The following is a 12,732-nucleotide window of genomic DNA, read 5'->3' on the forward strand; positions in this document are numbered from 1 at the left end:
CTCGCGAAAGCTGGGTGACAACCGAAGCGGCGTTGCGTGACGCCGCACGGAGCCCTATTTTGAGAGACCTTACGGTCAGCCCGAGGAATTCATGGCCCGCGTCACCGTCGAAGATTGCGTCGAGAAGGTTCCGAACCGCTTCGCGCTCGTCCTGCTGTCGGCGCACCGCGCTCGCGGCATCTCGGCCGGTGCGGCCCTGATGGTCGATCGCGACAACGACAAGAACCCGGTCGTCGCCCTGCGCGAGATCGCTGACGACGTGATCGATCACGAGGGGCTCAAGGAGCACCTGATCACCACGCTGCAGCGCGTCGACGAGCACTCGGAAGCCGAGGAAGAGGCCGAAACCCTCGCCCTGCTGGCCGACCCGACTCACATGCAGATGAGCGAACTGGAACTCGTTCGCGCGCTGCAAAGCGACCGCGACGGCGGTCAGGAGGAGCGGTACTGAGCCCCGACGGCGCAGACCCTCTGATCATCGAAGCGGCGCCCGCCGCCGCTCCGTCCGAACGCGCGCCCGAATCCTCTCCTTCACCTGGGGGGGAATCGGGCGCGTCTTCGTCTGAGCCCCAGGCCACAGCGCCCGAGGCTCCGCCGGCGCCCAAGCCGCGCAAGTTCCTTCGCCAGTACGAGCTGATCGAGCGCGTCCACGCCTACGATCCCACGGCCGACGAGGCCCTGCTCAACCGCGCCTACGTCTTCGCCATGCGCATGCACGGCAGCCAGACGCGCGCCAGCGGCGACCCCTACTACGCCCACCCGATCGAGGTGGCGGGCATCCTCACCGAGTACCGGCTCGACACCGCGACCATCGTCACGGCGTTGCTGCACGACGTCATCGAGGACACGCCGGTCACCAAGGAGGAGATCGGCAAGCTGTTCGGCGAGGAGATCGCCGAGCTGGTCGAAGGCGTCACCAAGCTTTCGAAGCTGGAGCTCCAGGCCGAGCACACCCGCCAGGCCGAGAATCTGCGCAAGTTCATCCTGGCGATCTCCAAGGACGTCCGCGTCCTGCTGGTCAAGCTGGCTGACCGTCTGCACAACATGCGGACGCTGCACTTCATCAAGAACCAGGCCAAGCGCGAGCGCATCGCCCGCGAGACGCGCGACATCTACGCGCCGCTGGCCCGCAACATCGGCTGTCACCGCATCTGCACCGAGCTGGAGGAGCTGTCCTTCCAGCACACCAACCCGGTCGCCCGGGACGCCATCGTCCGGCGGCTGGAAAAGCTGCGGGAAGAGCAGGGCGGGGCGGTCCAGTTGGTGAGCCAGGAAATCCTGGCGCGCCTGGAGTCAGCCAATCTGCCGGCCCGCGTCTTCGGCCGGGAAAAGGCTCCCTATTCGATCTGGCGCAAGCTTCAGCGCAAGTCGATCGGCTTCTCGCAGATGTCCGACATCTACGCCTTCCGCGTGATCGTCGACAGCGAGGAGGACTGCTACCGCGCCTTGGGCGTGGTTCACCGCGCCTGGTCCAGCGTGCCCGACCGCTTCAAGGACTTCATCTCGACGCCCAAGCGTAACAACTACCGCTCGCTGCACACCACGGTGGTGGGGCCGCGCGGCATGCGCATCGAGATGCAGATCCGCACCGAGTCGATGGACCGGGTGAACGAAGAGGGCGTAGCCGCCCACTTCCGCTACAAGGACGCCTCGTACGGGCTCGACCTGGAAGGCATGGAGGCCGCCGGCGGCCGCGACCCGTTGGCCAACCTGCGCCAGCTGGTGCAGGTGCTCGAGCASGGCGGCGACAGCGAGGAGCTGGTCGAGCACGCCAAGCTCGAGATGTTCCTCGACCAGGTGTTCGTGTTCACCCCCAAGGGCAAGCTGGTCAGCCTGCCCCGGGGCGCGATGCCGCTGGACTTCGCCTACGCGGTGCACACCAGCGTCGGCGACACCTGCATCGGCGTGAAAATCAATGGCGAGCTCAAGCCGCTGCGCACCATCCTGACCAACGGCGACGTGGTCGAGGTGATCCGCGGCTCCAAGCCCGTGGTGCCGCCCGATTGGCGTTCCTTGACGGTGACTGGTCGGGCCCGCTCGGCCATCCGGCGTCACATCCGCCAGACCGAGAAGGAAGAGTTCCTGCGCCTGGGCCGGGTGTCGGTCGAACAGATCTTCGAGCGCGCCGGCAAGAACCTGAAGGACGTGTCGCTGCGGCCGATCCTCGAGCGGTTCGCGCTGGAGAGCGAAGAGGCCCTGTTCGACGCCGTCGGCCGCGGCCGGGTCACGCCCAGCCAGGTGCTGGAAACCGCGTTCCCGGGCATGGTCGACGCCGATCGCGAGGCGGCCACGGCGCGCCGCAAGATCGAGGGCGGCAAGGGCGCGCGGCTCTATGTGCGCGGCGGCGGGCTGACCCCTGGCGTTTCGCTGCACTTCGCCCACTGCTGCAGCCCGGTGCCGGGCGACCGCATCGTCGGCATCCTGCGCGAGGACAGCGCCAAGGATCAGGACGGCGGTCTCGACGTCCATACCATCGACTGTCCGAAGCTGGCCGAGTACGAGGACCGCGAGGACCTCTGGCGCGATCTGAACTGGACGCCCGAGGCCGAGCGCGACACCGTCTCGCTGGCCCGCCTGCACGCCACCATCGGCAACGCGCCGGGCGTGCTGGGCCAGGTCTGCACGATCATCGGCGAGGCGGGCGGCAACATCGTCAACCTGCGCATGCATCACCGGCAGAGCGACTTCTTCGACACCGACATCGACGTCGAGGTGCGCGACGCCAAGCACCTGACCAATATCTCGGCCGCGCTGCGCACCTGCCCGTCGGTCGAGACGGTGGACCGGACGCGGGGCTGACCCCGCGTCTGTCGCTGTAGATCAGGCCGCCGCCTTGGCCGGCTGCTCGATCCAGAGGCCAAAGCCCACCGCCAGGCGGTTCCAGCCGTTGATGACGTTGATCATCAGGGTCAGCTTGACCTGCTCCTCTTCCGTGAACTCGGCGGCGAGGTCGGCGTGCGCCGCTTCCTGCGTGTGGCCCTCCGACAGGCGGGTCAGCGCCTCGGTCCAGGCCAGGGCGGCGCGTTCGCGCCGCGTGTAGCAGGGCGCCTCGCGCCAGGCCGACAGCAGGTAGATGCGCTGCTCGGTCTCGCCCTGGGCGCGGGCTTCGGCCGTGTGCATGTTGATGCAGTTGGCGCAGGCGTTGATCTGCGAGGCGCGGATCTTGACCAGTTCGATCAGGCTCGGCTCCAGGCTGGCGGCGATGACGGTCGAGGCGGTGAACCACGACTTCATCACGGCCGGAGCGGCGGCGAAGGGATCGAGCTTGGCGGTCATGGCGGGTCTCCTTTCAAGAGGGTTGCGCCGCCATGACGAGGCAAGGTCCGCGTGTGTGACGCGACCCGCCGAAAAAAGTTCAGTTCGCGCCGCGCAGGGCCGCCACGGCGTCCTTCGTGGCCTGGGTCAGGGGCGAGGGCAGGGCGTCGAGCGCAAACCAGCCCCAGTCGGCGAGGGCTTCCGGCTCCTGGATGGCCGGTTCGCCCACGCAGCCGTCGGCGCGATAGGTCACCGCCAGCCAATGGCTGTCGGCCGCGATCATGTCGGTCACCGCCAGCACCGGGCCGGCGACGATCCCGATGCCGAGTTCCTCGCGGATCTCGCGCTCGGCGCAGGTGCGGCCGGGCTCGCCCCAGTCGAGCTTGCCGCCCGGCTGGCCCCAGTGGCCGGCTTCCGGCTGTCGGCGGCGCTGGACCAGCAGGATGCGGCCCTCGGCGTCGATGATGGCCGCGCCGCAACCGACGCGAGGGCGGGGAGGGGAGTCGTTCATGCCGTTGTCCTACGCCCCTTTGAGGGTGGTTTGTAGACTCGCCGCGCTGGTCTATATCCACGCCTCATGACCAACGATGACGTCCTCGACGAATTCCGCGCCGCCGGCGCCCTGCGCGAAGGCCACTTCGTGCTCTCCAGCGGCCTGCACAGCCCGGTGTTTCTGCAGAAGAACCTGGTGTTCATGCGGCCCGAGCGCTGCGAGCGCCTGTGCAAGGCCCTGGCCGACAAGATCATCGCCACCGTGGGCCATGTCGACGTGGCGGTTTCCCCCGCCGTGGGCGGCATCATCCCGGGCTACGAGACCGCTCGCCACCTGAACGTACCGTCGATCTATGTCGAGCGCGAGGGCGGCGGCTTCAAGTTCCGCCGCGGCTTCCACCTGGAGCCCGGCCAGAAGGTCGTGATGGTCGAGGACATCGTCACGACCGGCCTGTCGTCGCGCGAATGCATCCAGGCGATCAAGGACGCCGGCGGCGACGTCGTCGCGGCGGCCTGCATCGTCGACCGCTCGGGCGGCAAGGCCGATGTCGGCGTGCCGCTGATCGCCCTGGCCAGCCTGGAAGTCCCGGCCTATCCGGCCGACGCCCTGCCGCCCGAACTGGCCGCGATCCCGATCGAGGATCCGGGCAGCCGCCGGCTGAAGGGCTGAGCCCCATGCTCAGGCTCGGCGTCAACATCGACCACGTGGCCACGATCCGCAACGCGCGCGGATCGAGCTATCCCGAGCCGGTGCGCGCCGCCGAGCTGGCGCTCGCGGCCGGCGCCGACGGCATCACCGCGCACCTGCGCGAGGACCGCCGGCACATCAGCGACGCCGACATCGCCGTCCTCACCGACCTCTGCCTCAAGCGCGGCAAGCCGCTGAACTTCGAGATGGCGGTCACCGACGAGATGGTCGGAATCGCCATGAACGCCAAGCCGCACGCGGCCTGCCTGGTGCCCGAGCGGCGCGAGGAGGTGACCACCGAAGGCGGGCTCGACGTCGTGAAGGGCGCCAACCGCATCGCCGACGCCACCGCGCGCCTGCGCACCGTCGGGGCGCGGGTGTCGCTGTTCATCGAGCCTGACCACGCTCAGATCCAGGCCTCGGCCGATGTCGGCGCCCAGGTCGTGGAACTGCACACCGGCGCCTACTGCGACGCCGCCCGCGCCGGCCAGACCGAACGCGCGGCCGCCATCCTGGAGCGCCTGAAGTCGGGCGCGGCCTTCGCCGCCTCCCTGGGCCTGGAAGTGCATGCCGGCCACGGCATCGACTACGCCACGGTCAAGCCGGTCGCCGCCATCCCGCAGATCGTCGAGCTCAATATCGGCCACTTCCTGATCGGCGAGGCGATCTTCGTGGGCCTGCCCCAGGCCATCCTGCGCATGCGGACCCTGATGGACGCGGCGAGGCTGGAGGCGGCGGCGTGATCATCGGCATCGGTTCGGACCTCAGCGACATCCGGCGGATCGAGAAGACCCTCGAACGCTTCGGCGAGCGCTTCACCAACAAGGTCTTCACCGAGATCGAGCGCAAGCGGTCCGAGCGCAAGCCCGACCGCGCCTCCAGCTACGCCAAGCGCTTCGCCGCCAAGGAAGCCTGCTCCAAGGCCCTGGGCACCGGCCTCAAGCAGGGCGTGCACCTGGGCGACATGGGCGTGGTGAACCTGCCGTCGGGCAAGCCGACCATGGCCCTAACCGGCGGCGCGGCTGCCAAGCTGGCCCAGCTGATCCCCGAGGGCATGGTCCCGGTGATCCACCTGTCGCTGACCGACGACCACCCCTACGCCCAGGCCTTCGTGATCATCGAGGCCGTACCGGCGAGCTGAGGCGCTAGAGTCGGGGCTGGATCAAGGGCTGGCGCAATCGCTCGACGTCCGGGACCGATATCCTCACCTCGCCCAGGTCTCGGGAGCGGGCGGCCAACGGCAGGTCGCGGGCGCTCTGGTCGCGAACCACCACGATCGCGCCGGCCGTCATCCGCAGGCCGATCCGCGACTTGCCGTTGATGCTCCAAAGCCCGAACTCGCCCAGATAGGTCGTCGTCCCGGGCGCGATGTCGAAGGTGAGGCCCAGCTCTTCGAAGTCTCGCTTCAGGTAGACTGTTCCGCCTGCTCCGGTGAAGGTTTGGATGCTGCGGATTTCATAGCGGCCGGCGGGCAGGTCCTTGACGATCACCTTGGCCTTGAAGTCCATCGCCGACACATAGCTATAGCCCATGTCGGCGGCCGGGCCGGTCAAGCGTTCGGAGACCTCGCCGGAGAAATCCGGCGGGCTCGAGTACAGGCTTTGCGAGCGGCTGATGACGGTCTTGCCGGGAGCGTCCAGCCGCCTGATGTCCAAACTGACGCCGCTGCGGAACGGCAGCGAGATAGAGAGCGCCAGGCGGCTCGGAGCTGAAGTCCTGGCGGCTTGGACGGACGTAGAGACTTGGGAGCTTCCGCTGTCGGCGGGCCTCGTCGGTGCCTGGACAGAGGCGGGAGCGACGGCGGCCTGGTCAGGCTGAGCCGCGACCTGGGCCGTTCGCGCGGGCTGCGCCGGCGTCTTGCTGGGCGAGGCTGAGGACGGTTCGAACGCCCGCAGGGCCGAGCAGGGCACGCCGATGGAATCCGCGTAGCGCTTCTGGTCAGGATCGCAGGCCGAAGGCTGCGGCGATGTCGGCGGCAGCGACTGGGCGGCTGGTCTCTGGGGCGCGAGCGTGAGCGCGGCGGCCAGCGCGATGACCGGCGTGATCGCCTTCAGTTGACGCATGGAAACGACCCCGCCCGATGTGGATAGGCGCAAGGTTGGGTCGCCCAGGTAAAATCAATCCTAAATTGTTGCGCGAATTCGAACTCGCTCACCGGTCATCCGATGGGCGCCGCCCCCCGTCGGAAGCGTGCGCCGCCGCCTTCGTAGCCGATCGCCTCGAACGCGCTGACCGCGCCCTTGGCGTCGCGCTCGAACACCACGCGGCGGCTCGACTCGCCCGCCACGGTGAAGGTCTCGCCGCCCAGGGGCAGCAGGATGGTGAGGGGGCGGCGACCGCGCTTCATGGCCAGGCGACCGTCGACCTGCACGATCTCGACCGCGCCGTAGGCTCCGACATAGTCGGCCAACGGCTTGGTCGCCGGCGGCGCGGCTTCGGCGCGAAGGGCTTCCAGCGCCCAGCGGGCGTCCTGGGCGGCGGGGCCGGTCGCGGTCTTCAGCACAGCTTCCAAAGCAAGGGCGCGGGCGGCGTCCAAAGCCCCCGCGGCGGGGACGGCCACGTCGGGCTGCACCCCGTCGCCCTCCCAGTTGGTCTTGGTGATCGGGCTGACCGGCGAGCCGCCGGACACGAAGACCGAGAAGCCGCCGGCCAGCGGCACGGGACCGCCGGGATTGGCCGCGCCGCCGCTGGCCTCGCCGACGATCACGGCGCGCTTGGCGTTCTTCAGCGTGTAGGCCAGGGCCTCGGCGGCCGAGCCGGTGCGGCCGCTGATCAGCACGTACAGAGGCGTGTCCAGGCGCGGGGCCGGATACCAGTCGCCCGGGGCCTCGCTGAGCGTTCCCTCGCGATGCCTGAAGGTGTTGTAGATGTCGGAGCCCTTGGGCGTGAAGGCGCTGGTCAGGTAGCCGACCATGGCCGGCGAGCCGCCGCCGTTGTCGCGCAGGTCGATGATGACGGCGTCGGTGTTGGCCACCGTCTGCAGCGCCGCCTCGATGGCCTTGCGGGCCGGGGCGTCGGGCTGGCCGAACGGGAAGTGGGCGAACATCCGCATGTCGATATAGCCGAGGTTGCCGTTCAGGATCTCGACCCGGCGGATTCCGTAGTTGGCGCGCTTGGCCGGATCGACGCGCGGGGAAGCCGCACCGGCGGCCGCCGCTGGTCCGGACGCGGGCCGCTGGGCGGGCGCCGGCTCGGCCGACCACGAGACGTTGAAGTGATGATCCAGCGGCCGCAGCCGCTCGCTCAGCGTCGTGGCCAGGTCGCGAGGATCGGTCAGGCGATCATAGGCGCCCTTTGCGGCCTCCGCGCGGAGGTCCCGGGCCACCGCCGCGCCCTTGGCGGCGTCGTAGTAGTTGTCGGCGATCGCCTTGGCCACGTCCTCGACCACGGGGCGCGGCGCGACCTCGGCCGACCTGGCCTGCCAGGCGGCCATCAGGCCCACGGAGAGAATGAACAGCGGAACGAGCGGGCGCATCGACGGTATCCCCGGGAAACGGCGGCCGAAGAACATCATTCGCCGATCGTGGCGGCCAATGAATAATCTTTAAGGCGAGCCGGCCTTCCGGCGCCAAACGGCCGCCACGAAGCGTCACTATCGCCGGCGGTGCTTGCCCGCGACGACAACCGCGTCTAGCAAGACCTGTCGGGCTCGCCCGACCCCCATTCGCAAAGAGCCCCGCGCGCATGACCGAAGCCGTCGAGACCACGCCCCCCGAAGAAGAAAAGGGCGGCGCCGTCAACGAATTCATCGAGATCATCAAGACCGTGGCCTATGCCCTGGGCATCGCCCTGGTGCTGCGGGTGCTGCTGTTCCAGCCGTTCACGATCCCGTCGGCCTCGATGGAGCCCAATCTCTATCAAGGCGACTACATCATCGTCTCGAAGTTCTCGTACGGCTACTCGAAGCACTCGATCCCGTTCAGCCCGCCGCTGTTCAAGGGCCGCATCCTGGGCTCGGCGCCCAAGCGGGGCGACATCATCGTCTTCAAGCTGCCGCGCGACGGCCATGTCGACTACATCAAGCGCCTGGTCGGCCTGCCGGGCGACAAGATCCAGGTTCGCGGCGGCGCGCTCTACATCAACGGCCAGGCCGTCAAGCGCCAGGAGCAGGCCGACGTGCTGGTCGACAGCGGCTACGGCTTCACCCAGCCGATGAAGCGCATCCAGGAAACCACGCCCGAGGGCCGCACCTACCTGACCCAGGCCGACGCGGGCCCGGACACGCAGGGCGACAACACCGGCGTCTACGAGGTTCCGGAAGGCTGCTACTTCTTCATGGGCGACAACCGCGACAACTCGGCCGACAGCCGCTTCAACCCGGGCATCTCGCCGTTCAAGACGGACTCGGGGACCTGCAAGTGGAACTACGAGAACGACCAGTACACCGGCGACGCCATCGGCGTGGGCTTCGTCCCGGCCGAGAACCTGGTCGGCAAGGCGCAGATCATCCTGCTGTCGTGGAACGCGGACGCGCACCTGTTCAAGCCGTGGACATGGTTCATGGACGCGCGCCCGAGCCGCTTCTTCCGCGTGCTGAAGTAAGATCATGGCCGTGAAGGACAGACGGGTCGCCGCCGTCGGCGACCTGGAGCGCCGGATCGGTCATCGGTTCGAGGACCGCGAACTGCTCGAGCGGGCGCTGACCCACGCCAGCGTCGGCGACGGGGCCAAGGCCAAGATTCGCGACAACGAGGTGCTTGAGTTCATCGGCGACCGGGTGCTCGGGCTCCTGGCCGCCGAGGCGCTTTCCGAGCGTTTCCCCAAGGCCAAGGAGGGCGAGCTGGCGCCCCGCCTCAACGCCCTGGTCAGCCGCGAGACCTGCGCCCGTGTTGCCAAGGGCGCGGAACTGGGCCCGGCGCTGCGGCTGTCGGCTTCGTCCAGCAAGATCGGCGGTCGCGAAACGGAATCGATCCTGGCCGGGGCTTGCGAGGCGCTGATGGCGGCTCTCTACCAGGACGGTGGGCTGGAGCTGGCCCGCAAGGTGTTCCTCGACCTGTGGTCGGAAGAGTTCGACCGGGCCGGGCAGGGGCGTCCGCGCGATCCTAAGACCGCCCTGCAGGAATGGGCGCAGAGCAAGGGCCGTCCGCTGCCGTCCTATCGCGTGCTCGACCGCACCGGTCCCGACCACGCGCCGGAGTTCACAGTCCAGGTCAGCGTCAAGGACGTCGATCCGGCCATCGCCAAGGGCAAGTCCCGCCAGGAAGCCGAGAAGGCCGCGGCCAAGGCGCTGCTGGAGCGCGTGGGCGGGTAAAGTGATCTCTCCCTCCCCCTTGATGGGGGAGGGCTTTTGCAGTGCTGCTGTGCTACACGCACGCCCAATGACTGAAAACACCTCCAACACCCGCGCCGGGTTCGCCGCCATCATCGGCGCGCCGAACGCCGGCAAGTCCACCCTGGTCAACCGCATGGTCGGGGYCAAGGTCTCGATCGTCACCCAGAAGGTGCAGACGACGCGCTTCCCCGTGCGCGGCGTCGCCCTGGCCGGCGACACCCAGATCGTTCTCGTCGACACCCCCGGGATCTTCAGCCCGCGCCGCCGCCTCGACCGCGCCATGGTGCGCTCGGCCTGGGCCGGTTCGGAAGAAGCCGAAGTCACTGTCCACCTGGTCGACGTGCAGGCCGAACTGGCCGACCGCGCGCGCAACGCCACTCCGGCCGAGCACCGCGCCGTGCAGGAYGTCCAGACCATCATCGAGGCGCTCAAGGAGAGCGGCCGCAAGGTGATCCTGGCCCTCAACAAGATCGACGGCATCAAGCGCGACACCCTGCTGGCCGTGGCCAAGGATTTCTTCGACACCGGCGTCTACACCGACGTGTTCATGATCAGCGCCGAGACCGGGGCGGGCGTCGACGACCTGACCGCCAAGCTGGCCTCGATGATGCCGGAGAGCCCGTGGCTCTATCCGGAAGACCAGACGGCCGACCTGCCGGCCCGCCTGCTGGCCGCCGAGATCACCCGCGAGAAGATCTATCTGCGCGTCCACGAGGAACTGCCCTACGCGGCCTCGGTGGAGACCACCTCGTTCGAGGAGCGCGCCGACGGCAGCGCCCGCATCGAGCAGACCATCTATGTCGAGCGCGAGGGCCAGCGCGCCATCGTCCTGGGCAAGGGCGGCCAGGTGCTGAAGTGGATCGGCCAGGCCTCGCGCGAGGAGCTGCAGGACATCCTCGACCGCAAGGTTCACCTTTTCCTTCACGTGAAGGTCAAGGAGAACTGGGCCGAGGAACGTGGCCTGTTCAGCGACATGGGCCTGGACTTCGACGTCTAGCCGTAGACGTCGGCGATCGGCCTGCGCTGGCGCGTCTGCGGGATCATCGGCTGGTCGGTGATGACCACGTCGCCCGTTCCGGCGGTCAGCGACTGGAGCTTCAGTCGCAGATCGCCGGCCTCGCGCTGGGCCAGGATGAAGGCCTCGCCGTCGGCGCGGCTGGAAAACAGCAGCTGGGTGTCGCCGTAGGGCCTCCAGGGCGAGCGGCTGAGGGCGGCGATGCCGGCCTCGGCCTCGTCGAACAGCGCCTGCTCCCATTCCTGGATCTTGGCGCTGCGGTGCACCTGCAGTTTCGCCGAGTCGTCGAAGTCGGCGATTTTGCGGGCGGCGACCTCCTGCGAAACCTTGGCCTGGCCGACGGCGGCGACGAAGGCGACGCGGGCCTTGGCCAGGCGTTCGGGATAGCCCGCGTGACAGGCCTCGGCGGCGGCGCGGGCGACGCCGATCCGTTCGCGGGCCGCCTTGCGGTCGCCCGCCGTCAGCAGCACTTCGGGATCAAGGCGGATCTCGCGAGCGCAGGCGTCCAGAGCCTTGGTCAACTCGGCGCGGGCGGCCTGTTCCTCGGCGACGGCGCGGGCGTTGACCTTGGCCACCGCCGCTTCCATGCCCTTCACGTCGCCGGCCTTGTAGACCTCGACCTGATGGCGCGCGAAGGGGCTGAGGAAGAGGCAGGCGAAGATGATCGCCAGCAGGGCATTGAAATAGGCCGGGCCGCGCGCCTCGTGTTTCCAGCGCACGTAGCCGAAATACAGCAGGCACCAGAACGCCAGCGTGCCCAGAAGGGTCGGGATCAGTGCGGCGTTGAAGGCAGCCGTCAGCGCGTTCGAGGTGAAGCCCGACGAGAACTGCGGGCCGCGATAGAGACCATAGGCGATCGCGGCGGCCGCCGCGGCGATCGCGACGAGCACGAAGGCCGGCCAGGTGATCGGCGGCTTGGGCCGGCGGCGCGGAGCCGGGCTGGCGAAAGTGTCGGTCATGCAATCCCCCACAGCGCCGTACGCATAGCGCATGCTCGCGCTTAGCGAGTCGCATGAATCGGCTCAACCATCGGTCGATTGTTGGGCGAGTGGCGCGGGGTTGACTTCGCCCCGCTCCGGCAGCCTTTGAGGGCGCCGAACGTCATGGAAGGCCCCAGCCCTTGCGTCCCCTCGAGACTACGACCGCCACGCCCGCATCCGCCGCCCCGGCGGTCGATCTGGACGCCTATCTGGCCCGCATCGGTTATGAGGGCCCGCGCGAGCCGACGCTCGCGGTGCTGAGGTCCATCTGCCAGAAGCATCCGGACGCGATCCCGTTCGAGAACCTCGATGTTCTGCTGGGGCGAGGGATCAGCATCGTTCCCGCCGAGGTCGACGCCAAGCTGATCGGGGCCGGTCGGGGCGGGTACTGCTACGAGCAGAACAGCCTGCTCAAGCGGGTGCTGGCGGCGCTCGGCTTCGAGGTCGAGGGGCTGATGGCCCGCGTGCTGTGGATGGCGCCGGAGGGCGCGCCGCCGCGTCCGCGCTCGCACCAGGTGCTGGGGGTGACGCTGGACGGCGAGACCTGGCTGGCCGACGCGGGCTTCGGCGGCTGCGTGCTGACCGCGCCGCTGCGGCTGTTCGCCGACGGCGAGCAGCAGAGCCCCAACGGCGCCTTCCGCATCGTCGACGCCTCGCACGACGGGGTTGTCGAACGGCAGGTGCAGGCCGACCTGTCCGGCCGCTGGGCGCCGCTCTACCAGGTGGCCAAGGGCGCCTGGGCGGCGGTCGACTACGAGCAGGCCAACTTCTTCACCTACACCCATCCCAGTTCGCACTTCACCTGGAGCATGACGGTGGGGCGCACGACGCCGACCGATCGCTTCGCCCTGAAGAACAACCGCCTGACCCATCGCGACGCCACCGGCGCGCTGATCGAACAGCGCGACCTGTCGGTCGACGAGCTGGAGGCGACCCTGCGCGACGTGATCGGCCTGCCGGTCGAGCCCGAGTGGCGGCCGGTGCTGGAGAAGGTCGTCGCCTGGGGGACCCCCGCCTAGTGGAGCGCTCC

The 12,732-nt window shown here is 68.9% G+C and carries 14 protein-coding genes; 9 read left to right on the forward strand and 5 right to left on the reverse strand.

The window, feature by feature from the left end:
* Positions 1 to 91 precede the first annotated feature (91 nt).
* Positions 92 to 451, forward strand: coding sequence for a DNA-directed RNA polymerase subunit omega (rpoZ, locus tag AC1DCG_RS03790; RefSeq protein ID WP_058350513.1), 360 nt, complete (start codon positions 92 to 94; stop codon positions 449 to 451).
* 254 nt (positions 452 to 705) lie between these two features.
* Positions 706 to 2,799 (forward strand): RelA/SpoT family protein, encoded by a 2,094-nt coding sequence (locus tag AC1DCG_RS03795; protein WP_477041382.1) that lies wholly within the window; start codon positions 706 to 708, stop codon positions 2,797 to 2,799.
* A 21-nt stretch (positions 2,800 to 2,820) separates the two neighbouring features.
* Here the strand turns inward: AC1DCG_RS03795 and AC1DCG_RS03800 are convergent, their stop codons facing one another.
* Both AC1DCG_RS03800 and AC1DCG_RS03805 read right to left on the reverse strand, forming a co-directional pair.
* Positions 2,821 to 3,276: a carboxymuconolactone decarboxylase family protein gene (locus AC1DCG_RS03800; protein ID WP_477029493.1), complete on the reverse strand. Its 456-nt coding sequence runs from the start codon at positions 3,274 to 3,276 to the stop codon at positions 2,821 to 2,823.
* A 79-nt stretch (positions 3,277 to 3,355) separates the two neighbouring features.
* Positions 3,356 to 3,766, reverse strand: coding sequence for an NUDIX domain-containing protein (locus AC1DCG_RS03805; RefSeq protein ID WP_477036735.1), 411 nt, complete (start codon positions 3,764 to 3,766; stop codon positions 3,356 to 3,358).
* A gap of 66 nt (positions 3,767 to 3,832) precedes the next feature.
* Between AC1DCG_RS03805 and pyrE the strand changes: the two genes are divergently transcribed.
* Genes pyrE through acpS form a run of 3 tightly spaced genes read left to right on the forward strand, consistent with a single transcriptional unit; the run spans position 3,833 to position 5,576 of the window.
* Positions 3,833 to 4,417, forward strand: a complete 585-nt coding sequence (pyrE, locus tag AC1DCG_RS03810; protein WP_165259493.1) for an orotate phosphoribosyltransferase — start codon at positions 3,833 to 3,835, stop codon at positions 4,415 to 4,417.
* A gap of 5 nt (positions 4,418 to 4,422) precedes the next feature.
* On the forward strand, positions 4,423 to 5,178 hold the full coding sequence (locus AC1DCG_RS03815) for a pyridoxine 5'-phosphate synthase (RefSeq protein WP_165259495.1): 756 nt from the start codon (positions 4,423 to 4,425) through the stop codon (positions 5,176 to 5,178).
* The gene (gene acpS, locus AC1DCG_RS03820) at positions 5,175 to 5,576 is read left to right on the forward strand and encodes a holo-ACP synthase (RefSeq protein ID WP_101712028.1); all 402 of its coding nucleotides are present in this window, start codon (positions 5,175 to 5,177) and stop codon (positions 5,574 to 5,576) included. Before AC1DCG_RS03815 ends, acpS begins: the two co-directional genes overlap by 4 nt.
* A 4-nt stretch (positions 5,577 to 5,580) precedes the next feature.
* Here acpS and AC1DCG_RS03825 read toward each other — a convergent pair whose 3' ends face one another.
* The gene (locus AC1DCG_RS03825; RefSeq protein WP_477029495.1) at positions 5,581 to 6,498 is read right to left on the reverse strand and encodes a hypothetical protein; all 918 of its coding nucleotides are present in this window, start codon (positions 6,496 to 6,498) and stop codon (positions 5,581 to 5,583) included.
* Between the two features lie 95 nt (positions 6,499 to 6,593).
* Positions 6,594 to 7,910, reverse strand: coding sequence for a S41 family peptidase (locus AC1DCG_RS03830; protein ID WP_477029496.1), 1,317 nt, complete (start codon positions 7,908 to 7,910; stop codon positions 6,594 to 6,596).
* A gap of 209 nt (positions 7,911 to 8,119) precedes the next feature.
* Here AC1DCG_RS03830 and lepB point away from each other — a divergent pair, with 209 nt between their 5' ends.
* The 3 genes from lepB to era all read left to right on the forward strand — a co-directional run bounded on the left by lepB (position 8,120) and on the right by era (position 10,704).
* Entirely contained in the window at positions 8,120 to 8,977 is an 858-nt protein-coding gene (gene lepB / locus AC1DCG_RS03835) for a signal peptidase I (RefSeq protein WP_165259503.1), read from the forward strand.
* 4 nt (positions 8,978 to 8,981) lie between these two features.
* Entirely contained in the window at positions 8,982 to 9,686 is a 705-nt protein-coding gene (gene rnc, locus AC1DCG_RS03840; RefSeq protein WP_477029497.1) for a ribonuclease III, read from the forward strand.
* Between the two features lie 67 nt (positions 9,687 to 9,753).
* Positions 9,754 to 10,704 carry a GTPase Era gene (gene era / locus AC1DCG_RS03845; protein ID WP_477041383.1) on the forward strand — a complete coding sequence of 317 codons (951 nt, stop codon included), beginning with the start codon at positions 9,754 to 9,756 and terminating at the stop codon, positions 10,702 to 10,704.
* Here era and AC1DCG_RS03850 read toward each other — a convergent pair.
* Positions 10,701 to 11,681, reverse strand: coding sequence for a hypothetical protein (locus AC1DCG_RS03850; protein ID WP_477029498.1), 981 nt, complete (start codon positions 11,679 to 11,681; stop codon positions 10,701 to 10,703). The genes era and AC1DCG_RS03850 overlap by 4 nt on opposite strands.
* A gap of 161 nt (positions 11,682 to 11,842) precedes the next feature.
* Between AC1DCG_RS03850 and AC1DCG_RS03855 the strand changes: the two genes are divergently transcribed.
* Positions 11,843 to 12,721, forward strand: coding sequence for an arylamine N-acetyltransferase family protein (locus AC1DCG_RS03855; protein WP_477029499.1), 879 nt, complete (start codon positions 11,843 to 11,845; stop codon positions 12,719 to 12,721).
* The last annotated feature ends 11 nt before the right edge of the window (positions 12,722 to 12,732 follow it).

The sequence above is a fragment of the Caulobacter sp. 10L414 genome, assembly GCF_056395525.1.

Coding starts and splice junctions, on each gene's coding strand:
- rpoZ (WP_058350513.1), top strand. CDS start 92: ATGGCCCGCGTCACCGTCGAAGATTGCGTCGAGAAGGTTCCGAACCGC.
- AC1DCG_RS03800 (WP_477029493.1), bottom strand. CDS start 3,276: ATGACCGCCAAGCTCGATCCCTTCGCCGCCGCTCCGGCCGTGATGAAG.
- AC1DCG_RS03805 (WP_477036735.1), bottom strand. CDS start 3,766: ATGAACGACTCCCCTCCCCGCCCTCGCGTCGGTTGCGGCGCGGCCATC.
- pyrE (WP_165259493.1), top strand. CDS start 3,833: ATGACCAACGATGACGTCCTCGACGAATTCCGCGCCGCCGGCGCCCTG.
- AC1DCG_RS03815 (WP_165259495.1), top strand. CDS start 4,423: ATGCTCAGGCTCGGCGTCAACATCGACCACGTGGCCACGATCCGCAAC.
- AC1DCG_RS03825 (WP_477029495.1), bottom strand. CDS start 6,498: ATGCGTCAACTGAAGGCGATCACGCCGGTCATCGCGCTGGCCGCCGCG.
- AC1DCG_RS03830 (WP_477029496.1), bottom strand. CDS start 7,910: ATGCGCCCGCTCGTTCCGCTGTTCATTCTCTCCGTGGGCCTGATGGCC.
- lepB (WP_165259503.1), top strand. CDS start 8,120: ATGACCGAAGCCGTCGAGACCACGCCCCCCGAAGAAGAAAAGGGCGGC.
- rnc (WP_477029497.1), top strand. CDS start 8,982: ATGGCCGTGAAGGACAGACGGGTCGCCGCCGTCGGCGACCTGGAGCGC.
- AC1DCG_RS03850 (WP_477029498.1), bottom strand. CDS start 11,681: ATGACCGACACTTTCGCCAGCCCGGCTCCGCGCCGCCGGCCCAAGCCG.